The following is a 21,927-nucleotide window of genomic DNA, read 5'->3' on the forward strand; positions in this document are numbered from 1 at the left end:
GCTTCGTCACGACAGGCCGCCGAGCGGCAGCGTGGCCAGCAGGGCCGGCTGCTGCTCCCAGTCGAGACGGGTCAGCCCGATCCGCTCGGAGCGCGCCCGGCGCTCCAGTTGCCGGGTCACGTCCGCCAGTTCGCTGCCGGAGCGGGCGGCGATCCGTACGTGCGTGGTGAGCGCGGTGGTCCCGCCCACGCCGTGGGTGGCGGTCAGCGCGAAGGTGGTGGCGATCGCCGGCGTCGCGGTCAGCGCGCCCACCAGGTCGGAGGTGCGCCTCTGGGTCAACTGCGGCCAGTGGTTCGCCCAATAGGTGGTGTGCCACCGGTCGTCGCAGCGCCACGCGCGCTTGGACTCGGTGGTCCGCCGCCCGCCGCGCCCGTACTGGCGCGTGGTGCGGTTCACGCTGCACGAGGTGGCGAGCGCCTGGACCAACTCGGCCTCGTCCAGGGCCCGGGCCTCGAAACCGGCCCCGGTCAGGTTGCCGGCGAGCTGGTTGACCGCGCGCAACAGCGCCCGCTGGGCGCCCTCCTCGCCACCGCCGCGCGCGGCCACCGCGCCCGCGCACAGCTCGGGTTCGAAGCGCAGCGCGATCCAGGTCAGCCGCAGCGCGGGCACGTCGTGCAGGCCCTGCTCGACGAGTTGCCGGTAGGAACGGGTGGCCAGCGCCTCCTCGGGCAGGTGGGTGGCCGGCGCCGGCTGGGTGTGCTGGACCACCTGGACCGAGGCCAGCGTCACGTCGTCCACGTCGAGCGTGCTCACGATCGCGGGCAGCGGCAGCGGGCGTTGGGCCCGCGAGGGGCGCAGCGGTTCGTCGCGCGAGGTGACCAGCAGTACGGCGGTGAGGAAGGTGCCGTCGCCGATCAGGCCGATCGAGCGGCGGTCGCGGTCGGTGACCGAGGTGGTGGTCAACCGCGGCGCGCACTCCAATACCGGGACCAGGACCGGGTCCGCGTCGTCCGGCACGGCCGGCATCCGACGCCTGCGGCGGAAGTCGTACACGATCGGCAACCACTGCGCGAGCCACCGGCCGCGCAGCCGCACGAGCGCGGGCACCACCAGCAGGATCGCCACCGCGCCCAGACCGATCAGCACCGCGAGGTTGGTGGCCAGGCCGATCGCGACCAGCAGTACGGCGAGTTGGATCAGTACGATCTGCTGGACCAGCACGCCGCCGATCCGCCCCGCGCGCGGATGTACCCGCAACGAGGCGCGTTGGGGCGGCGTCGGTGGTGACGTCCCGTCGGGTGGTGTGGGCGGGCGGGTCTGCCGATGCGTCCCTACCGGCGTGGGTGCGGCCACGTTTGTAGATCCCCCATGTCACGACTTGTCCCCGTACGCCGTCGCCCGAGTGTCACAACGGGTGCGGCACACCGTACGGTACGGGGCCGGGGGTCTGGCCGCGACCCTGCGACCGCGGCGGTGGTAGAACCGTCAGCCGGAGCGTTCGGTCGATCACGGGGAGAACGATGGCATCGCGCCGCGAGCAACTTGAGGCGTACATCTTCGCGCGCCGCCGCATGGTGGCGGCCTTCCTGCAACCCGCGCCCGGCGGGGGCACCGAGGAGAACGCCCCCAAGCCGATGCGGATGGTCACGCCCAGCATCGTGGTCGCGATGCTGGTGCTGGCCGGGTTCGGGGTCGTCGGTCTGATCAAGCCCGGGACGCCGCCCGGTTGGAAGGACAAGAGCAGTCTGATCGTGGGCCGCGACTCGGCCAGCCGATACGTCTTCCTCGACGGCAAGCTGCACCCCGTGCTCAATATCGCTTCGGGCCGACTGCTCCTGGACCCGGGCAACTTCAAGGTCAACATGGTGCCGGAGAAGCAGCTCAACAGCGTGAGTCACGGCGCGCCGCTGGGTATTCCGAACGCGCCGGACCGGCTGCCCACGGCCAAGGAGGTCCGGGGGCGCAAGTCCTGGACCGTGTGCGAGCGTCCGGCGATCGGCAAGGACGGCAGGCCCGACCCGGCCGGCGAGCCGCAGCGCAGCGTGTTCATCGGCGCGGCTCCGGCGGACGGGCCGCTCGCCCCCGGGCAGGGGCTGTTCGTCCAGGACCGCAACCAGCGCAAGTACCTCGTCTACCAGGGCAAGCGCTACGCGGTGGAGGCGCCGACCGTGATCGGCGCGCTCAACCTGGTCGGCATACCGGCACAGCCGATGAGCGACTCGTGGCTGGCCACGCTGATCGACGGCGGGGTGATCGACCACCCGCTGCCGGCCGACTACGGCAAGCCCACCTCGCTGCCGCTGGCTCGGGAGTACAACAGGATCGGCATCGTGTTGCGGGCCGAGGGTGGTGCCCAGCGGCAGAACTACGTGGTCACCGGGGAGGGTGTGATGCCGATCAGCGAGCTGACCGCCGTCCTGCTCACCACGAACCCGAGGGTCAAGGAGGCGTACGGCAACACGCCGCCGAACGCGTTCCCGGTGAACATCGGCACGCTCGGCACCGCCGTGGTGCAGGACCGCACCTACGCCGCGGACAAGGGGTGGCCGGAGATCCCGCCGACCCCGATGAACCGGATGACTCGCAACGACCTGGAGCTGCCGCGCAACGTGGTGTGCAACACCTTCGCCGACGACTGGCGCGGCACCCAGCCGGTGACCACGCAGTCCGCGGGGACCCGGCCGCCGGAGCAACTGGTCGACGGCATGGGCGGGGTGTGGGTCAAGCCCGGCGCGGGGGCGCTGTACCGCGAGGTCACCGGTACGCCCGAGGGCGGTCCGATGTATCTGGTCGCCGACTCGGGACTGCGCTACAGCGTGCCGGAGGAGGCGCAGGTCGGCGGTGCGCAGGCGCAGTCCGGGCAGGAGAGCGAGGCGAAGCAGCGCCTGGGGTACAAGGGTGTGGAGGCGAAGCCGTTGCCCCGGGCGTGGTCGGAACTGGTGTCGCGGGGACCGCAGTTGAGTACGGCCGATGCCAAGAAGCCACAGGGATCCTGAGCCTGGGGGCCGGAGTTGAGGTAGCGTCGTGGGGGTCGTGAGTGGCGACGAACCGACCCGAAAGCACCACTGAAGACCTGCGCATTGCACTGGACCCGCAGGGGTATTCACTGGGTCAAGGTTCCGTAACCTTGCGTAGGGCGTCGCTTGGGTGGCGTCCGGGGTTGCGGTTAGAGTTCCCACGACGTCGCAACGGTGACGTTGGTGCGGGGGCGCCCGACACGGGTGACACGAACCTTCCCTCGCGCACGTCTGTCTCATGGGGGATGGTGAAACATGGCAGGTGAAGCGTTCAAGATCACTCCGCAGATGTTGGCGGAGTTGTCGAAGAAGGTTCAGGGTGTCGCGACCGACCTCGAGGCGGCCATCCAGGAGATGAACCGCAAGGTCGACGCGATCGAGGGTCAGTGGCAGGGCGCTGCCAGGACCCAGTTCGACCCGCTGCAGGAGCAGGCCGTACAGAAGGCGCTCGGGGTCAAGCGCGCTCTGGAGGCCATCTCGGGGGCGATGGGCCACAACGCCAATTCGTACGACCAGACCGAGACGACGGTGTCCGGCAACATCTCGAAGTTGATGTTCTGACCGAGGTTCGTTCCGGGATTCGTACCGTCGTCGCCGTGCGCCTGGTCGCCCCCGTCGCCGACGGTCGAGTCCGCTCTCGTGGCGCTCGGGGCGATGCCCCGGTCGTACGCCCGTCATCCGACACTGGGGAGAAAGCATGTCGCAGGTAGTTGTCACTTTCGCTGCGCTCGAACAGGCCGCAGCCGATATTCGCGCCCTCAACGCCCGTCTCGCCGACATGCAGTCGGGTCTGAAGCGGGACATCTCGCCGGTCACCGAGTCGTGGTCCGGTGACGCCCGCGAGGGTTACCTCGTCCAGCAGGCGAGCTGGGACCAGAACGCGCAGGGGCTGCAGGACGCGCTCAACGGCATCGCCGACGGCCTGATGCGCGCGGCCGACGCGTACCGCCAGACCGAGGCGTCGAACGCCAAGATGTGGCAGTAGTCGCTGCTTCGATCTCGGCGCGGTGCGTCGTCGGCGAAGTGCGTGTGTGCGAGTGCGCGTGCGCATGTGTGCGCGAAGGCGTGAGTGTGCGAGTGCATGTGTGTGCGAGAGCGTGTGTGAGTGAGAGCGTGTGTGCGTGAGTGGCGTGATGTGAGGAGGCGGGCCGGTGCCCGCCTCCTCCCGCGTCCGTCATCGGTCTTACGGGGGCCGGGGACACCCAGAAGACGAATCGCCCGGCCCGGTGGACCGGGATCGGGCGGACGGTGATCCGGAAGGCGAACGAACCGATGCGACCCGTGCGGCGACGGTGGGCGGCACCCCTTCTGGCGCTGGGTCTGGTGCTTCCCGCCGGATCGGTGGGCGCTGCCTCGGCCGACGGGGGTCCGGCGCACACCGCACTGCTCGCGGGGAGCGACTGCCAGTACCCGTCCAAGCCGATGCCCGGCAAGCCGTGGTCGTTGCAACGGGTGTTGCTCGACGAGCTGTGGCAGAAGGCGACCGGCAAGGGCGTCACGGTCGCGGTGATCGACAGCGGGATAGACGACGACAACCCGCAGTTGGCGCCCGCGATCGTGGCCGGCAAGGACTTCTTCAACGACAAGGCGAACGGCACCGACGACACCAACGGCCACGGCACGATGGCCGCGGGCATCATCGCGGCCCGGCCCGGGGATCGGCTCACCCCCAGGCTGGAGACCGGATTCGCCGGGATCGCGCCCGAGGCGATGCTGCTGCCGATCCGGCAGAACGGCGGCGACGACGCGACCAAGGGCAACGAGGACACCCTGGCCCAGGCGATCGACTTCGCGGTCGCGGGAGGTGCTTCGGTGATCAACATCTCGCAGGACACCGTGGGCGGCCAGGAGCCGGGCCAAAAGTTGCAGGACGCGATCCAGCGCGCGCTGGCCAAGCAGGTCGTGGTGGTGGCCGCGGCCGGCAACTCCGGCGACAAGGACAACCTCGACTCGTGGCCCGCGAAGTATCCGGGCGTGCTGGGCGTCGGCGCCGCCGACCGCAACAACGAGCGAGCGCCGTTCTCGCAGAACAAGCCGTACGTGGGCGTGATGGCGCCCGGCGTGGACATGTGGTCGACGGTCCCCAAGGGCGGCCACTGCCGGGGCGACGGCACCTCGTTCGCGACGCCGTACGTGGCGGGCGTCGCGGCGCTGATCCGCTCGGCGCACCCGAACTACACCGCGGCCCAGGTGATCACCCTGATCGAACAGACCGCACAGCGCACCGCCCCGGGCCACGTGGACGGCGTCGGCTGGGGCGTGGTCGACCCCCTGCGCGCCCTCGCCTTCACCGGGGTACCCGGCTCCGTCCCGGTCCCCGACCCCAAGGTCGACCGCAGCACGGAACTGGTCAACGTGGCCCCACTGGCCCACGGCCCCTCCCGAGCCGACCGCGACCGCCGCAAGGCCTCGGTGATCCTTTTCGTCGCGATCGGGCTCACGATCGTGGTGATCTGCGGCGCAATCGTCATCCGCGACGCCCGCAACCCCCCTTCACCCGGCTGAACCCCGACCGGCACTTGGTTTCCGACCACCAGGGCCTGCCCGACCGTCGTCGGCGCGCTTGGTGACTCCTTTACCCCGATCAGCGGAGCGAGAATGACTGAGCACAACATTCCCGACACAAATATAAACCGGGCTCTGTCACCCGAATATTTCCGAGTGGACCCGACCGGCCCGACTTCGAATCCACTCCTTTCTGCTCCGGCCGCGTCCCGGCCACCCGTGCCGTCGGCGGACACCGATCCGGCTCTGTTCAATGTTGGGCCCAAGTTCGCCGACAACCCGGACGGTGAGCGGGCCGAGCCGGGGATGAATCAGATTCTCAGTGGCCCCGGGGCGCGTACGGCATTACCCGAGGTCATGTCTCCGGTCCTTTCGTCCCCGGGGAACAACTTCACGGTCGATATCGAGAAACTCGTTCCTGCGGCCGGCAAGGCAGTCTCCATCGGCCAAGACCTCAAAGTTGTGAGTGGAGACGTGGGCCACGGTCCGCCGATCGGGACGCCGGGCTTCAAAACCGGATTCCAGATGGGTGAATTGAGCCGGGAATGGTCGGCCGCAATAATGCGACTGGCGAATGGATCCCAGGCGGCTGCCGACAAGATCTATCGCACTCGGACAAAGTATCGTGAGAACGAGACCGAGTTGAAGACGATGTTCGGCGGAAAGCCCTAGATATGGTCAACTTTGTCGAACTCAGGGACGCAAAGTTCGATGGGTGGCGTGAGTTTGCCGCTGCCTGGAGTAAAGCGACCACCCGTCTGCACGACCTGGAGAGATCCTTTCGGGCCGGCGTCAACGACGTGGTCGAGCAGGCCGGGTGGAAGGGTATATCGGCGCAGACCGCCGACAAGGATCTCGAACGTGTCGTTCGACAGATTGCCCTCTCCGCCATGCAGGCCCAATCGATAGGGTCCGCTGCCGACCAGGCGGCAGCCGAGATGCCGGTCATCCAGAACGCCTTGTTGACAGCCGTGCGGGAGGCGGAGGCGGCCGGGATAAAGGTCTCGGATTCAGGTGGGGGTTTCGTCCTCGACGCTTCTGCACCTCGCGGCGCAGGTGGAGGGGCTGCACCCGGCGATCCGGCCAAAATGCAAACCTTGCTGGATGAATTCAAGCGGCGCTTGGATACGATCATTCGTCAGGCATGCGAGGTGGATGACAAGTTTGCCGGAGTGCTTGCCGGACTCAATCCCTCGGATGTTGCCGCGACGGCACTGAACTCGTGGGAAAATGCCCAGGAGGATGCTCGTCGCGTCGCCGCTCTCCACGGTGTGAACGGCCTTCCAAAGGATATGGACCCCGCCGGATCGGCAGCCTGGTGGAGAGGGTTGACGGAGGAGCAGCGGCGCCTTTACCTGAGCAGCTACCCACACGAGATAGGGAGTATGGACGGGATTCCGGCCGCCGACCGTGACAAGGCGAATCGGAGGGCGCTCGATGCGCGACTGGCCGATTTGTCGGGACGGCCGCTGAGCGATGGAGAATTCCGGGAGATCAAGAATCTCCAGGCTATAGAGTCCGCCTTGACGAAGAACGGAACCTGTGCCGCGGACGACTCGGGAATACTGCTGCTGAAGTTCGGCAACAAGTTCCTCGACGGCCAGGTGGTCATGTCGATCGGAAATCCAGACCTGGCTCGGCACACCGCGATCCTGATACCTGGCACGAATACCGATGTGGCGGGTGGTTTGGAAGGGCAGATGAAGCGTCTGGACAAGATCCAGGATGCTTCCGACCGGCTGACTCCCCAGGCAGGTGATGTGGCGTCGGTTTTCTGGCTGGACTACGACGCTCCCGAAGCTTCTTTCGGTGGACTCGACAAGCCTTGGGAATCGAAAGTCTCCAGCGTCATCGGCTGGGATCGATCGCAGGAGGGCGCGCCGCGTCTCGATACCTTCGTCGGTGGCCTGCGTGCTCAATCCACGGACCACCACATCAGTGTCGTCGCACACAGCTATGGATCGTCTCTTCTGGGTGATGCCGGACGGAAGGGCGACGGCATTGCGGTCGACGACATGATCGTGGTGGGGAGTCCCGGCACGCATACCAACAGCGCCGATGACCTGCACATCGACCCTCGCCACTTTTGGGCCGAGGCCGCGGACGACGACGGAATACCAGGACTGGGCGCGGCAAGCCACGCCGGATGGCAGGCCGAGCACGGTAAGACTCTGCCGCATGAAAAGGACTTCGGCGGAAATCGGCTCGTGGCATCACCGGGCGATCACAGTAGCTACTGGAGCATGAATGGCGATCAACCGGCTTCGAGTCTCGAGAATCAGGCAAGAGTGATCATGGGGCTCTACGACGATCCCAACCCTGCTCGCCGTCCGGAACTCGAGCACGGTCGGCTCCCGACTGCACCGAAGCCATGAGGACCGGTCGAATCCTGGTTTCGGTGCTCGGTTTGCTCGTCTTCGGTTCAGCATGCGGAGGAGATATGTCGAAAAACGACGAGCCGTTGCGCGTCAAGCCCCTAGATGATACTCGGGCGATCGCGGAGCGGTATGCCCGAGCCGTGCTGGACGTCATCGGCGCCCCGGTCACACCGCAGGGGCTTTCCTCGAAGGATGGCCCCTGTGAAGGTCTCGACGGCAGCGTCTCCGACGCCGATTCCTATTCCCTGCTGCATATGTACAACGTGATCGTGGCGCCCGCGCACCAAGTGGAGGCGCTTCGCCGAGTCCGCGATGCATTTACGGCGCAGGGGGTGAAGGTTGTGCAGGACGAGATCTATGACATTCCGGAAAGTCCGGGAGGTAAGGTTTCAGGAGTCGGCGAGGCCGATGGCTTTCGAATCCTGGTGAGCAGTACTGCGCCACCCGAGCAAATCACGGTCTGGGTGACCTCCCCTTGCTTTGCGAAACCGGGTCGGGGTCCGAAATAGACCGACCGCTGCGGTTGCGCCGGACCGGCTCTGCCCGCGTGGCGTCGCGCCTGCCGACGAGCGCGAATGTGGTGACGTCCTTCCGGTGACCCGTTCAGCGCCCGTCGTAGGTGCGGCCTTGGTGGTAGGGCGGCGGCGCGAGGGGGGCTTGGTGATAGGCGAGTTCGCGGGCTCGGCGGCGGCGCATGGTGACGACGGCGGCGCCGGCGCCGAGGACGACGACGGCTGCGGTGCCGATGAGGATCGGGATGAGGAGGCTGTCCCCGTCGTCGGACTTGCCGGCGACTGCCGCCGAGGGCGCGGTACTTGCGGGTGGCGCAGTTGGCGCAGGTGGGCCGCTGGACGCGCCGGTGGTGGGCGGCGCACTCGGCTTGTCCCCACGCACGCCGACGAGCGGATTCACATCGGCCGGCCCAGGCGTGTCGGTGGCAGCAAGGGCTTTGCGGGGACTCACGGCCCCATAGCCAAAGGTGTCGGAAGGAACAGGCTCGGTAGGCCGGTTGGCAGTATCGATCAGCCGCCGAATGACCTGATTCGCAGTCCAATCGGGATGCACCGACCACACAAGCGCCGCCACCCCAGAGGTAAGTGCGGTGGCATCACTGGAACCGGTGCCAAGGCAGTAGTGCGTCTGCGTGACGCAAGCGCTGGGGATGTCTTGTCCCGGCGCGGCGAGAGAGATCCACGACCCTTGCACGCTGTTCGAGGCTGGCTCACCAGCACGATTTACCGCGCTGACCGATAGAACGCCTGGATAGGCGGCGGGATATACGGGCACACCTGACTGGTTCCGTGGTGTGTTGCCCCCAGCCGCGACGAGCAGTTTCCCCTTGCTGAGGGCATACGCGACGGCTTCCCTCAGCTCCGGGATGGTGAGCTGTATGCCGACTGAGAGATTGATGACCTTGGCCGGAGAATCAGCGGCGCGGCGTATACCTTCGGCTGTAGACGCTGGGTCGATCCCTCCTACTGGAGCTGGATTGATGCGGAAGGGCAGGATCTTGGAATCCGGAGCGACCCCGAAGGCTCCTTGACCGCCCCCTGCTCGGCCTTGCCCGGCAATGAGGCTGGCCATACCGGTGCCGTGCCCCTCCTGGTCGCCTGGAGTATTGAGACTCGGCAGAACACGTCCGGCAAGATCCTCATGGGTGGCATCGACGCCCGTGTCGACAACGGCAACCGTGACCCCCGCTCCGCGCGAAATCCTCCAGATGTCGTCGATCTTCCATGTATCCAGGTGCCACTGTTGAGCGCGGATGGAGTCGGCATGAGCGGGGGTGGCGGAGACTCCCGCGCCGATCATGGTCGTCAAGAGCAAGCCGACCACAACAGACATCTGGGAGGCTCGGGCGAAGCGTCCGCTCATGCGGCGAAGGTGTCCTTCCTCAGGCAGCGCTGTGAGCGCTGGTCATTCGATGACCGGTGGTACTACGCCGGGCTGGCGTGAACCGTCCCAGACATTGTCGTCATCCTGTGCGGGGCGGGGAGCGCGTCGAATCTGTTCCGAGCGTGCTCCGCCAGTGAAAGGCGTTCGACGGCCGGGACTCGGCCTCGGCGCCCGATCATCGGTACCCCCGGAAGCTGGCTCGTCGCCTTGCGCTGGCAATGCGCGCAGCCTGGGGGAGTGGCGACGTGTCGGAGTTCCCGAGGCGTCCCCTACAGAACCGCCCCTCGACGCCGCAAGCCTGCGGTTGGATCCGCCGGTGGAGGAGGGGCTGCCAGCGATACCCATACCCGGCGCTCCGGGCATACCGCTAGTACGCCCGTGCGAACCGCCACCGGCCGGACCACCCGACCCGTTTGCATTCATGGTGCGTGCATCCTGGCCGGTGGTGAACAATCCTCGCCCGCCGCTGGTGCCGGGCGTAACGCCACTACGAGGCATGGCTCCCGGTATCCCCGGGCCTCCGCCCGGTATAGCGCCGGGGATGGTTCCGCTGCGGGAAGGTGAACCGGGGACACCGTTGCGCGGGCGGGAGCCGGGGATGCCAGCAGCGCGTCCCTGGCCTGGCACTCCAGGGCTGCTGCTAGGGAACGAGGGGAGGTTGCTCAGCGGAACTCCGGTCGGCCCGCTGCCCACCGGAGGGCTCGACCCCGCTGGCCCATTGGAAGCTTGAGGTGTCCAGGAAATGTCCGCCGTCGTGGCTGGCGCATTGAGGGGACCGTTCCCTTGAAGATTGGTGGATTGCGGCACATAGGGGCCGACCGGCCCGCTTGCGCCAGAAGTTCCGCCATACGGTGGGGAGCCTTGCGGAGCGGAGTAGATGCCGGAGCTTGGGCGACTCGAACCCGAAGTGGTCTTGCTGTCAACGTAACCAGGGTTGGTTGATCGACTGCTCCCTGCGTTATCTCCCGGTCCGACAATGGCCGTCCAACCGTGCTCGGGATCGCCCGGTGGCTTCGGGAACACCGGTGCTGGTAGCGCTTGTAGGTCTGCGGCGGCGACTCTGTATGTCGAGGCCAATGTGCGCATTTGGGTTACTGCTTCGCGGTGGGCTGCGTCTACCTGGGCCTTGGCTTCCTCGTGGGCCTTGATTGGGTCGACGCCGCCGGGGGGTGGGTTTGTGGCGGCTGAGACGACCGCTACCGGGCCCTGGTTGGCTGTGGCCAGGACTGTCGGGGGCACCCGTGGCATGCGCATCTTGGCCACGAAGATTTGTTGGCCCACGTGGTTGACGTGGGTGCCGGCTGCCGAGACGTAGTCGCCGAGGCCGGTTGCGGCGGCCGTGACGCCGCCGGCCCACGTGCGGAAGCTTTCCGCTGCCGGGCCCTCCCAGGCGCCGCTGAGGGCCTGGATGCACTTGGTGAGGCCGTCGGTGGCGGTTTGGATGCGTTGGGCGGTTCCGTGCAGCTTGTCGGCGTAGACACCCAGTGCCGAGGGGTTCGCCCCGGCGATCATCGCCTGCAGTTGTTCGAGCGTGTATCCCTCGAAGTCGGTTCCGCCGCCGCCCGGTCCCCCGGTCGGCGCGCCGTCCGCGTGCACCATCAGATTCCCCCCACGACGCCGGATTCGTGTAGTCGTGTCATTCCAGACCCACCGTGCCGCCCGACTTGGTCGTCGATCCCGTCGTCACCGGCGTCTGTCCACCCTGGCCGATCCGCGCCATGATCTCGTTCAGCGCGCGGCGCGTGTCGTCGTCCACGTCGGCCGTGTTCGCGCCGGTCACCTTGATCGACAACTTCATTGCCGTGATCTGGTCGTGCAGCGTGGCGATCAGTGCGCGCAATCGGGTGGCGGTCTCCTGGATCACTCCGCCGATCATCGGGGCCTCCGCGAAGGACACGCCCAAGTCGGTCGCGCCGATCCCGTGTTCGGCCGCGTTCGCCCCCGGATCCTCGCCGATCAGATCGGCGAGCACTCCCTCCAACGCCCCCTGAAACTTCTCCAGCATCTCCAGGCTGATCTGAAAACCGGATCCCGCCATAGCCAACGTTTCCCCCGGGCTTGGTGACCTTCGGCCGCGACCCTCCCCGGCGGACGTCGGACACGCCTGCGCGTCGCGGCGCTGACCATTGATCCACGAATGGTCAGCGGACCGCAAGAGGAGGCTGACGTTCCGTTATAACTATTCGGATGGTGGGTTCGGCATACCGACGCGAAATGCCGTCAGTTGTCCGGCAGCCAGGCCGTCTGGATCAGCTGCACGCCTCGCCGCCTGGTGATCAACTGGCCACGCCCCGGCGGGAGTTGGGTCGGTTTGACATTGGCCATCAGGGCGCCCTCGTCCCGGTTGCCGGACAGGATCAGGCCGGACGTGCCCAGGTCGAGGAGCTTTTGCAGCACGGGCTCGTACAGCGCGCGGCCCGCACCGCCGCTGCTGCGGGCGATGATCAGGTGCAGGCCGACATCGCGGGCCAGCGGCAGGAACTCGGCGATGCTGCCCACCGGGTTGCCGCTGGAGGAGGCCACCAAGTCGTAGTCGTCGATCAGCAGGAACAGCTCCGGGCCGCTCCACCAGCTCCGGTTGCGCAGCTGTTCCTGCGTCACCTCCGGCCCCGGGAGCCGCCGTTCGATGCCGCCGCGGATCTCGGCCATGAACGAGGTCAGCGCCGGTGCCGCCGCCGCGTACTCCAGCAGGTGCGACTCCGGGACCACGTCCAAGAGCGTGCGCCGGTAATCGGACACGATGATCCGCGCCTCGGCCGGGGTGTACCGCTCGGCGATGCCCCGGGAGAGCAGCCGCAGGAAGTTGGTCTTGCCCGACTCGCTCTCGCCGAACAGCACGAAGTTCGTGTCGACGTTGAAGTCCAGGTACACCGGGCTGAGCGTCTGCTCGTCCACACCGATCGGGATCCCCCGGCCGGACACCTGCGCCGGCGTCGGCAACTGCTCGTACGGCAGCAACATCGGCAACACCCGCACCGGCGGCGCGGGCGGGCCCGCCCACGCCGCCTTGACCGCGCCGACCATCGCCGCCATGCCCTCGCCCAGGTCCTCCGCCGTCGACGAGCCGTCGATCCGGGGCAGCGCGGCCAGGAAGTGCAGCTTGTCCGGGGACAGACCGCGACCGGGCGCGCCGGAGGGCACGTTCGCCGCGAGCCGCCGGTCGACCTCGGACTCCATCGTCTCGCCGAGCCGCAGTTCGAGCCGGGTCTGGATCTGGTCCTTCAGCGCGGGCCGGATCTCCGGATGCCGGGACGCGGAGAGCACCACGTGCACCCCGAAGCCCAGACCGCGCGTGGCGATGTCGGTGACCTCGGCCTCCAGCGCGTCGAAGTCGTTGCGCAGGGTCAACCAGCCGTCGACGAACAGGAAGACGTCACCCCACGCCTCGTCCGGCAGCGTGCCCGCGGCGCGGCGTCGGCGGAATGTGTCGATCGAGTCGATGTTGTTGACCCGGAACATCTCTTCGCGCCGGTCCAGGATGCCCTTGACCTCGCTGACGATCCGGCGCACCCGCTCGGCGTCGAGCCGGCCCGCCACCCCGCCCACGTGCGGCAGATCGCTCAGCGCGACCATCCCGCCGCCGCCGAAGTCCAGGACGTAGAACTGCACCTCGGCCGGCGTGTGGGTGAGCGCGAACGAGGTGATCATGGTGCGCATCAGCGTGCTCTTGCCGCTGCGCGGGCCGCCCACGACGAGGGCGTGGCCGGCCGCGCCGGACAGGTCCGCGTACATCACGTCGCGGCGCTGCTCGAACGGCTTGTCCACCAGGCCCAGCGGCACCACGAGGCGGCCGTTCGCCCCCCATTCGGGCGAGCTCAACCCGCGCTCCGCGGTGACGCGCAGCGGCGGCAACATCCGGTCCACCGAGTTGGACTCGGCCAGCGGCGGCAGCCACACCTGGTGCGCCGGCGGGCCCTGGTTGACCATCCGCCGCACGATCACGTCGAGCACGGTGTCCGCGAGCGCGCTGTCGACGTCCGGCTCGGGCTCGGGCTCCGGTGGCAGGTCCGGCTGTCGGTTCCACGTGTTCGCGGCCGTCCACCGGCTGTCGAACAGCACCGGCATCGGCGAGCCCGTGCGGTTGCGCCGGATCCGGTCCGAGGCGCGGTAGGTGCCGGACACGTACGCGGCCTTGAACTGCACCATCGACTCGGTGTCGAACTTGAGGTAACCCGCGCCGGGCACCGACGGCAGGTGGTACGCGTCGGGCACGCCGATCGCCGCGCGCGACTCGGCGGCGGAGAAGGTGCGCAACCCGATCCGGTAGGACAGATAGGTGTCCAACCCGCGCAGCCGACCCTCCTCCAGCCGCTGCGACGCGAGCAGCAGGTGTACGCCGAGCGATCGGCCGATGCGGCCGATCTGGATGAACATGTCGATGAAGTCCGGCTTGGCGGTCAGCAGTTCGCTGAACTCGTCGATGATGATCACCAGCGAGGGCAGCGGCTCCAGGGCCGCGCCGGCCACCCGGGCCCGCTCGTAGTCGTGCATGTTGGCGTAGTTGCCCGCCGAACGCAGCAACTCCTGGCGTCGGTTCAGCTCACCGGTGATCGAGTCGCGCATGCGGTCGACCAGGGTCAGGTCGTCGGAGAGGTTGGTGATCACCGCCGCCACGTGCGGCATGTCCGACATTCCGGAGAAGGTCGCGCCACCCTTGAAGTCGGCGAGCACGAAGTTGAGGATCTCCGAGCTGTGCGTGGTCGCCAGGCCGAGCACCAGGGTGCGCAGCAGCTCCGACTTGCCGGAACCGGTCGCGCCGACGCACAGGCCGTGCGGACCCATGCCCTCCATCGCCGCTTCCTTGAGGTCCAGCATGATCGGCTCGCCGTTCTGGCCGATCCCGATCGGCACCCGCAGCCGGTCGTTCGGCGGCCTGGGCCGCCAGGTCTGCGATACGTCCACCTGGGCCGCGTCGCCGATGCCCATCAGGTCGGTGAAGTCCAGATTGGCCAGCAGCGGTTCGTCGTCGTCGTTCGCCGACAGCCGCAGCGGCGCGAGCTTGCGGGCCAGCGCCTCCGCGTCGCCCGCCGACAGGAAGTCGGGCACCCCCTCGTACGCGCCCGCCGTCGACTCCAGCGTCAGCCGGTCCTCCTCGGCGATGATCGCCAGCCCGCCGCGCAACTCGTCCAGCGGCCCGGGGACCACCTCGACGATGGTCACGCCCTGCAACCCGTCCGCGCCCGCCAGCAGCGAGTTGGCCGGCACCCCGCCGCCGTCGAGCACCACCACCAGATGCGGCTGGTCCGGCACCGGCTGCGCACCGGCCGCGAACCGCGAACGCCCGGCCAACTCCTCGGCCAGCCACTCCTCGATCTCGCCGAGGTCGCCGGCGATCATCCGCACCGAGCCCGCGCCGTCCGACTGGGACGGGTGCTGCACGTGCGGCAGCCACTTGAGCCAGTCCCAACGAGGCAGCGAGTTCGTGTCGCACGCGACCACGATGCGCACGTCGTCGGGGGAGTGCAGCACCGCGAGTTGGCCCAGCATCGACCGGGTCAGCCCGTACACCCGCTCCGGCTCGCCCGAGACGGTCAGGTGATAGAAGGAGCGCAGCGAGACCGCCATCGGCAGATCGTCCAGCGTCGCCTGGGTGCGCAGGAACCGCCGCATGGCGTCCGCGCACAGCGGCTCCAACTCCTCCAGCGGCGCGGTGTCCGGAGCCACCAGCGGGGTGGACAACTGCTGCTGACCCACCCCGACCCGGACCTGCCCGAAGTCGGGGTCACCGGCCCGCCGTTCCCAGATCCGCCGCTCGCCCGCGGCCACCGACCACAACTGGCCCGGATCCGGATGCGTCCACAACTGCGCGTCGCGCTGCTTGCGGGCGGTCCGCCGGACCTCCTTGCGCTGCTGGGCGAGGTACTTGAGGTAGTCGCGCCGGGAGTCGAGCATCTGCACCCGGTTGCCGCCACGCGACTTGAGGATGTTCGCGACCACCATGACCAGCGACGAGATCATCATCATGCCGCCCATGACCATCATCATCTTGGGCGCGCCCGGCATGAAGAAGAAGCCCGCCGACCCGAGCATGCCCATCATCGGGAGCACGCTCATGATCCAGTTCTGATCGGTCGGGCGCTCCAACTCGGGTGGCGATTGGAGTCGGATCTCCTCCGTGGGGACAGGAGAGGGCAGCACCCTGGGCGGGCGCTTGACGATGACCACGGTCAAGGTGAATCAGCCTCATCCGTCGCGAGGATCCCGGACACGGATCGAACCCGCCGCAAAGCACGGAAAAGGAGCAGGTGATGTGAGTCAACCCACCCCGTCAGGGTCGTCTCCATGACACACGGTGGACCGGTGGTCCGTTCGTGTGTGCGCCGCATACTACTGGCCGGTCTTCCCGGCGCCACCGTCGCGCGAAGCGGTGACGTATAGAGTCGTCGTCCCGCCCCCTCGGGGTCGCGGGACACGGGGCGGCTACAAGCAGGGGGATCTGCACAGGTGAACTCCACGACCACGACGGTCACCACCGGGTTCGCCCGGATCACCGTCATCGCACCGGACTGTCGCGTAGACCTCGCGCTGCCGGAGGAGGTCCCGCTCGCGGAGCTGTACCCGGAGATCCTGCGGCTGTCGGGGCAGACCCAGCGCAACGGCGCGGTGACCGGCTTTCAGCTCACCAGGCTCGACGGCGAGGCGTTGGACAGCGGACTCACGCTGGCCGCGCAAAACGTGCGCGACGGCGAACTGCTGCGCTTCACGGCGCTCGCGGACGCGCCGCCCCCGCCGGTGTACGACGACGTCGCCGACTCGGTGGCCACCTCCGTCACCGGCGACAACCGGCTGTGGACGCCGGAGATGTTGCGCATCGCCGGCCTGTCCGGCGCGGCCGTCTTCTTCACCCTCGGCGCCGTCGTGCTCTGGCGCATGACCCCCCTGCCGCACGGCCTGCCCGCCATCGTCGGCGGCTCGCTGGCTCTGGTGCTGACCGTGGTCGCAGGCGTGCGCGCCCGGGTGTACGGGGACCACTCCGGCGGCGCCGTGCTCGGCCTCGGTGCGCTGCCGAACGCGTTCCTGGCGGGCCTGGGCCTGATCGAGCCGCCGGTCCGCGAGGGCCCGGGCCGGGTCCAGTTCCTGGTCGCCTGCGTCGCCGTGCTCGTCGTCTCCACCCTGATCGCCGCCCTGCTGCCCGCCCGCGGCGCCGTCTACATCGCGGGCGCCGGCGCCGGCGCCCTGGGCACGCTCGCCACCTTCGGCCTGATCACCGTCGACGGCGCCCCCCGCGAGGCCGCCGCGGTCACCGGCACCGTCGCCCTCGCCATGATCGCCTTCCTGCCCTCCTGGGCGGCCCGCCTGGCCCGGCTGCCGATCGGCTTCCTGCCCTCCGACGCGCCGACCTCCCGCCAGAGCGACACCCTCGACCACGCCGACGTCGCCGCCCGCGCCCGCCGCGGCCACGAGGTGCTCAGCGGCCTGGCCGGCGCCTGCGCCGCCGCGCTCGTCGCCTCCTGCGTCGTGCTCGGCAGCGTCGACACCCTGTGGGCCCGGGCCCTGACCGCCGTACTCGCCCTGGTCACCCTGTGCCGGGCCCGCCTGTTCCGGCACACCACCCAGGTCACCGTCCTGTACACGGCCGGCCTGCTCGCCCTGGCGATGTTGTTCGTCGGACTGGCCCTGGACACCGGCATGGCGGACAAGGAGCGCCAGGGTTGGATCTTCGCGCTGGTCTGCGTGGTCGGCGCGCTGCTCGCGATCGTGGCGACCACCGTGCCCTCGCGCGGCCTGTCCCCCTTCTGGGGGCGGCTGATGGACGTGCTCGAAGGCATGCTGATGGTGTCGGTCGTACCGCTGTGCCTGGCGGTGCTGGATCTGTACGACAAGCTGCGGAACATCACGGCCTGATGCGCTCCTGCTAGGGTTGTCCGTATCCCGGAGCCGCGTGCCCGGGATGCGTGCTGCCCACGGGCCGCGCGCCCGCACCATGTGAGCCCAGTCGCCGCCGTGAGTAAGACCGGTGGCGCTCACCACCTTGCAGAGGGAGAACACGTGTCGCTCGACACCGCAACGAAGAAGCAGATCATGGCCGACTACGCCACCAAGGAAGGCGACACCGGCTCCCCCGAGGTGCAGGTCGCGATCCTGAGCTACCGGATCAACGAGCTCACCGCGCACCTCAAGGAGCACAAGCACGACCACCACAGCCGCCGGGGCCTGCTGCTCCTGGTCGGCCAGCGTCGTCGCCTGCTCGGCTACCTGGCCAAGAAGGACATCGAGCGCTACCGCACGCTGACCGACCGCCTGAGCATCCGCCGCAGCGGCGTCGGCATCCGCTAGCAACACACGACGGGGGAGCGGCTTGCACAAGCCGCTCCTTCGCCGTATCCGGACGCCGTCTTTGTAGGCTGTGTTCCGCACGCGGGCATCCGCGGTGAGATAGAACAAGACAATCGACGTCGGTCGTGCCTCGCGCACGCCCGACGACGAGGACGAACGACAAACACTGGGAGCGCCGCGTCGCGACCAAGGCGCCGACCTCCAGCGCCGGTCCTCGGTAGTGGCCCCCGGGTAACGCACCCGGGTGCTTCGATCGAAGACCGGCACGGTCGGCCCTCAGGCGTCATGCGCCGCGGACCTCCCTCGAAACGAACGAGGAGGGCACCCGTGGAGGGTCCCGACATCAGCTTCGCCGAAGCAGTCATCGAGAACGGCACCTTCGGCAACCGCACCATCCGCTTCGAGACCGGCCGCCTCGCCAAGCAGGCCGCCGGCTCCGCCGTGGTCTACCTGGACGACGACACCATGGTGCTCTCGGCCACCACCGCCTCGAAGCGCCCCAAGGACCAGCTCGACTTCTTCCCCCTGACGGTGGACGTCGAGGAGCGCATGTACGCCGCGGGCAAGATCCCCGGCTCCTTCTTCCGCCGCGAGGGCCGCCCGTCCGAGGACGCCGTGCTCACCTGTCGGCTGATCGACCGTCCGCTGCGCCCGTCCTTCAAGAAGGGCCTGCGCAACGAGATCCAGATCGTCGAGACGATCATGGCGCTCAACCCGGACCACCTGTACGACGTGGTCGCGATCAACGCGGCCTCGATGTCCACCCAGCTCGCGGGCCTGCCGTTCTCCGGCCCGATCGGCGGCGTCCGGGTGGCGCTGATCGACGGCACCTGGGTCGGCTTCCCGACGCACACCGAGCTCGAGCGCGCCGTGTTCGACATGGTCGTCGCGGGCCGTGTGCTCGACGACGGCGACGTGGCGATCATGATGGTCGAGGCCGAGGCCACGACCGGCACGATCGAGCTGGTCAAGGGCGGCGCCGAGGCGCCGACCGAGGAGGTCGTCGCCGACGGCCTCGAGGCCGCCAAGAAGTTCATCAAGGCGCTGTGCGCCGCGCAGGTCGAGGTGGCCGACAAGGCCGCCAAGGAGACCGGCGAGTTCCCGGTCTACCTGGACTACCAGGACGACGTCTTCGAGGCGCTGGCCGCCGCGGTGACCGACGAGCTGTCGGCCGCGCTGACCATCGCCGGCAAGCAGGCCCGCGAGAGCGAGCTCGACCGGGTCAAGGACCTGGCCGCGGAGAAGCTGCTCCCGGCGTTCGAGGGTCGCGAGAAGGAGATCGGCGGCGCGTTCCGCGCGCTGACCAAGAAGCTCGTCCGGCAGCGCGTGCTGCGCGACAAGGTGCGCATCGACGGTCGCGGGCTGACCGACATCCGCACCCTGTCGGCCGAGGTCGAGGTCATCCCGCGCGTGCACGGCTCGGCCCTGTTCGAGCGCGGCGAGACCCAGATCCTGGGCATCACCACGCTGAACATGCTGCGCATGGAGCAGATGCTCGACACGCTCTCGCCCGAGACGCGCAAGCGCTACATGCACAACTACAACTTCCCGCCGTACTCGGTCGGCGAGACCGGCCGCGTGGGCTCGCCCAAGCGCCGCGAGATCGGCCACGGTGCGCTCGCCGAGCGCGCCCTGCTGCCGGTGCTGCCCGCGCGCGAGGACTTCCCGTACGCGATCCGCCAGGTGTCCGAGGCGCTCGGCTCCAACGGCTCGACCTCGATGGGCTCGGTCTGCGCGTCCACGATGTCGCTGCTCAACGCCGGTGTGCCGCTCCGGGCGCCGGTCGCGGGCATCGCGATGGGCCTGATCTCGGACGAGGTCGACGGCAAGACCGAGTACGTGTGCCTGACCGACATCCTCGGTGCCGAGGACGCGTACGGCGACATGGACTTCAAGGTCGCCGGCACCAAGGAGTTCGTCACCGCGCTCCAGCTCGACACCAAGCTGGACGGCATTCCCGCGTCGGTGCTGGCCGCGGCGCTCAAGCAGGCCAAGGACGCCCGTCTGCACATCCTCGACGTGATGATGGAGGCGATCGACACTCCGGACGAGATGTCGAAGTTCGCGCCGCGCATCATCACCGTCAAGATCCCGGTGGACAAGATCGGCGAGGTCATCGGCCCGAAGGGCAAGATGATCAACCAGATCCAGGACGACACCGGTGCCGAGATCACCATCGAGGACGATGGCACGATCTACATCGGTGCCTCGGACGGCACCTCGGCCGAGGCCGCGCGGGCGACGATCAACGCGATCGCCAACCCGACGATGCCCGAGGTCGGGGAGCGTTACCTGGGTACGGTTGTCAAGACCACCACGTTCGGCGCGTTCGTGTCGCTCATGCCCGGCAAGGACGGCCTGCTGCACATCTCGCAGCTGCGCAAGATCGCCGGTGGCAAGCGCGTCGAGAACGTCGACGACGTGATCAAGGTCGGCGACAAGGTGCAGGTCGAGATCGCCGAGATCGACCAGCGCGGCAAGCTGTCGCTCGTCCCGGTCATCGAGGGCGAAGGCGACGCCGCCGAGGACACCGAGGACGCTGCCGCCAAGTGACGTCCTCCTCGTCGAAGAACCAGGCCGCTGCGTCCGCGCAGCGGCCTGGTTCCACGAAGACCCTGCTGCGTGACGCGGACGGTGTGGGTGCCGTCCGCCGCACGGTCCTGCCCGGCGGCCTGCGGGTGATCACCGAGAACATGCCGTCCGTGCGCTCCGCGACCTTCGGCATCTGGGTCGGGGTGGGCTCGCGCGACGAGACCCCCGCCCTGGCCGGCACCTCGCACTACCTCGAACACCTGCTGTTCAAGGGCACCGCGAAGCGCGACGCACTGGAGATCTCCGCGGAACTGGACGCCGTCGGTGGTGAGATGAACGCGTTCACCACCAAGGAGTACACGTGCTACTACGCACGCGTGCTCGACACCGACCTCCCGCTCGCCATCGACGTGATCTGCGACATGGTGACCGGCTCGCTGATCGACTCCGAGGACGTGGACGCCGAACGCGGCGTGATCCTCGAGGAGATCGCGATGAACGAGGACGAGCCCGGCGACCTGGTGCACGAACTCTTCTACGACGCGATGCTCGGCGACGCCCCGCTCGGGCGGCCCGTATTGGGCACCGTCGAGTCGATCAACGCGCTCACCCGGACCCAGATCAACGGTTACTACCGGCGCCGGTACAAGGCGCCGAACATGGTGGTGACCGCGGCCGGCAACGTCGACCACGCCAAGGTGGTCCGGCTGGTCAAGAAGGCGTTCGCGCAGGTCAAGGTGGACGAGGGCGCGGTGGCCGCGGCGCCGCGCGTCGGCGGTCGCGGGACCCGCGCGGCCGGCAGCGTCCGGGTGCTCAACCGGCCGACCGAGCAGGCCCACCTGGTCCTGGGGATGCCCGGCCTGGCCCGCGACGACGACCGGCGGTTCGCGCTCAGCGTGCTCAACACGGCGCTGGGCGGCGGGATGAGCTCGCGCCTGTTCCAGGAGATCCGGGAAAAGCGCGGGCTGGCCTACTCGGTCTACTCGTTCCACTCCGGCTACGCCGACCTGGGCGTGTTCGGGATCTATGCCGGCTGCCAGCCCAAGAAGGCCCGCCAGGTGATCGAGATCTGCCGGACCGAGCTGGAGCGGGTGGTGCACGACGGGCTGCCCCGGGACGAGATCGATCGGGCGATCGGCCAGCTGCGCGGCTCGACCGTGCTCGGCCTGGAGGACACCGGGTCGCGGATGAGCCGGATCGGCAAGAGCGAACTCGTCTACGGCGAGCACCTGTCCGTCGACGAGGTGCTGGCCCGGATCGCCGCGGTGACCGCCGACGAGATCCACGACGTGGCGAAGGTCCTGTTCGCCGCGCGGCCGACGCTGGCCGTGGTCGGACCGTTCGCCGACGACGCGGACTTCGTCGCCGTGTCGGCCTGAACG

General features: G+C 68.6%; 15 protein-coding genes. 11 read left to right on the plus strand and 4 right to left on the minus strand.

What is annotated here, in order from left to right; all coding sequences use genetic code 11:
- Positions 1 to 6: 6 nt before the first annotated feature.
- Positions 7 to 1,293: a type VII secretion protein EccE gene (gene eccE / locus ACFXKZ_RS24500; RefSeq protein WP_380003091.1), complete on the minus strand. Its 1,287-nt coding sequence runs from the start codon at positions 1,291 to 1,293 to the stop codon at positions 7 to 9.
- A gap of 167 nt (positions 1,294 to 1,460) precedes the next feature.
- On the opposite strand from eccE, the gene eccB reads away from it, so the two are divergent.
- From eccB to ACFXKZ_RS24535, 7 genes are all read left to right on the plus strand, one after another.
- Complete coding sequence (eccB, locus tag ACFXKZ_RS24505) at positions 1,461 to 2,936, plus strand: type VII secretion protein EccB (protein WP_380003092.1); 1,476 nt, start codon at positions 1,461 to 1,463, stop codon at positions 2,934 to 2,936.
- Positions 2,937 to 3,212: 276 nt separating this feature from the next.
- On the plus strand, positions 3,213 to 3,518 hold the full coding sequence (locus ACFXKZ_RS24510; RefSeq protein ID WP_380003093.1) for a WXG100 family type VII secretion target: 306 nt from the start codon (positions 3,213 to 3,215) through the stop codon (positions 3,516 to 3,518).
- Positions 3,519 to 3,654: 136 nt separating this feature from the next.
- Positions 3,655 to 3,942: a WXG100 family type VII secretion target gene (locus tag ACFXKZ_RS24515; protein ID WP_078977448.1), complete on the plus strand. Its 288-nt coding sequence runs from the start codon at positions 3,655 to 3,657 to the stop codon at positions 3,940 to 3,942.
- A gap of 287 nt (positions 3,943 to 4,229) precedes the next feature.
- Entirely contained in the window at positions 4,230 to 5,462 is a 1,233-nt protein-coding gene (gene mycP / locus ACFXKZ_RS24520; protein ID WP_380003095.1) for a type VII secretion-associated serine protease mycosin, read from the plus strand.
- 93 nt (positions 5,463 to 5,555) lie between these two features.
- Complete coding sequence (locus ACFXKZ_RS24525; protein ID WP_380003096.1) at positions 5,556 to 6,134, plus strand: hypothetical protein; 579 nt, start codon at positions 5,556 to 5,558, stop codon at positions 6,132 to 6,134.
- Positions 6,135 to 6,136: 2 nt separating this feature from the next.
- Positions 6,137 to 7,837: an alpha/beta hydrolase gene (locus ACFXKZ_RS24530; protein ID WP_380003097.1), complete on the plus strand. Its 1,701-nt coding sequence runs from the start codon at positions 6,137 to 6,139 to the stop codon at positions 7,835 to 7,837.
- A 23-nt stretch (positions 7,838 to 7,860) separates the two neighbouring features.
- Positions 7,861 to 8,349 (plus strand): hypothetical protein, encoded by a 489-nt coding sequence (locus ACFXKZ_RS24535; RefSeq protein WP_380003098.1) that lies wholly within the window; start codon positions 7,861 to 7,863, stop codon positions 8,347 to 8,349.
- A 94-nt stretch (positions 8,350 to 8,443) separates the two neighbouring features.
- Here the strand turns inward: ACFXKZ_RS24535 and ACFXKZ_RS24540 are convergent, their stop codons facing one another.
- From ACFXKZ_RS24540 to eccCa, 3 genes are all read right to left on the minus strand, one after another.
- Entirely contained in the window at positions 8,444 to 9,715 is a 1,272-nt protein-coding gene (locus ACFXKZ_RS24540) for a S8 family serine peptidase (protein ID WP_380003099.1), read from the minus strand.
- A 1,657-nt stretch (positions 9,716 to 11,372) separates the two neighbouring features.
- A complete protein-coding gene (locus ACFXKZ_RS24545) occupies positions 11,373 to 11,774 on the minus strand; it encodes a hypothetical protein (RefSeq protein WP_380003100.1) in 402 nt (133 codons plus the stop codon).
- Positions 11,775 to 11,956: 182 nt separating this feature from the next.
- A complete protein-coding gene (gene eccCa, locus ACFXKZ_RS24550; protein WP_380003101.1) occupies positions 11,957 to 15,907 on the minus strand; it encodes a type VII secretion protein EccCa in 3,951 nt (1,316 codons plus the stop codon).
- A 273-nt stretch (positions 15,908 to 16,180) separates the two neighbouring features.
- Here eccCa and eccD point away from each other — a divergent pair, with 273 nt between their 5' ends.
- The 4 genes from eccD (at position 16,181) to ACFXKZ_RS24570 (ending at position 21,924) form a co-directional block, all read left to right on the plus strand.
- The gene (gene eccD / locus ACFXKZ_RS24555) at positions 16,181 to 17,581 is read left to right on the plus strand and encodes a type VII secretion integral membrane protein EccD (RefSeq protein ID WP_380003102.1); all 1,401 of its coding nucleotides are present in this window, start codon (positions 16,181 to 16,183) and stop codon (positions 17,579 to 17,581) included.
- A gap of 144 nt (positions 17,582 to 17,725) precedes the next feature.
- Entirely contained in the window at positions 17,726 to 18,013 is a 288-nt protein-coding gene (gene rpsO, locus ACFXKZ_RS24560) for a 30S ribosomal protein S15 (RefSeq protein WP_020553079.1), read from the plus strand.
- Positions 18,014 to 18,340: 327 nt separating this feature from the next.
- Positions 18,341 to 20,566 carry a polyribonucleotide nucleotidyltransferase gene (locus tag ACFXKZ_RS24565; protein ID WP_380003103.1) on the plus strand — a complete coding sequence of 742 codons (2,226 nt, stop codon included), beginning with the start codon at positions 18,341 to 18,343 and terminating at the stop codon, positions 20,564 to 20,566.
- Entirely contained in the window at positions 20,563 to 21,924 is a 1,362-nt protein-coding gene (locus ACFXKZ_RS24570) for a M16 family metallopeptidase (RefSeq protein ID WP_380003104.1), read from the plus strand. Before ACFXKZ_RS24565 ends, ACFXKZ_RS24570 begins: the two co-directional genes overlap by 4 nt.
- The last annotated feature ends 3 nt before the right edge of the window (positions 21,925 to 21,927 follow it).

It is taken from the genome of Embleya sp. NPDC059237 (assembly GCF_042754105.1).
Lineage (GTDB): Bacteria > Actinomycetota > Actinomycetes > Streptomycetales > Streptomycetaceae > Embleya.

Excerpts from the sequence above, each read along its gene's own strand:
- ACFXKZ_RS24515 (WP_078977448.1), top strand. The coding sequence starts at position 3,655 with ATGTCGCAGGTAGTTGTCACTTTCGCTGCGCTCGAACAGGCCGCAGCC.
- ACFXKZ_RS24540 (WP_380003099.1), bottom strand. The coding sequence starts at position 9,715 with ATGAGCGGACGCTTCGCCCGAGCCTCCCAGATGTCTGTTGTGGTCGGC.
- ACFXKZ_RS24525 (WP_380003096.1), top strand. The coding sequence starts at position 5,556 with ATGACTGAGCACAACATTCCCGACACAAATATAAACCGGGCTCTGTCA.
- eccB (WP_380003092.1), top strand. The coding sequence starts at position 1,461 with ATGGCATCGCGCCGCGAGCAACTTGAGGCGTACATCTTCGCGCGCCGC.
- ACFXKZ_RS24510 (WP_380003093.1), top strand. The coding sequence starts at position 3,213 with ATGGCAGGTGAAGCGTTCAAGATCACTCCGCAGATGTTGGCGGAGTTG.
- ACFXKZ_RS24530 (WP_380003097.1), top strand. The coding sequence starts at position 6,137 with ATGGTCAACTTTGTCGAACTCAGGGACGCAAAGTTCGATGGGTGGCGT.
- mycP (WP_380003095.1), top strand. The coding sequence starts at position 4,230 with ATGCGACCCGTGCGGCGACGGTGGGCGGCACCCCTTCTGGCGCTGGGT.
- ACFXKZ_RS24545 (WP_380003100.1), bottom strand. The coding sequence starts at position 11,774 with ATGGCGGGATCCGGTTTTCAGATCAGCCTGGAGATGCTGGAGAAGTTT.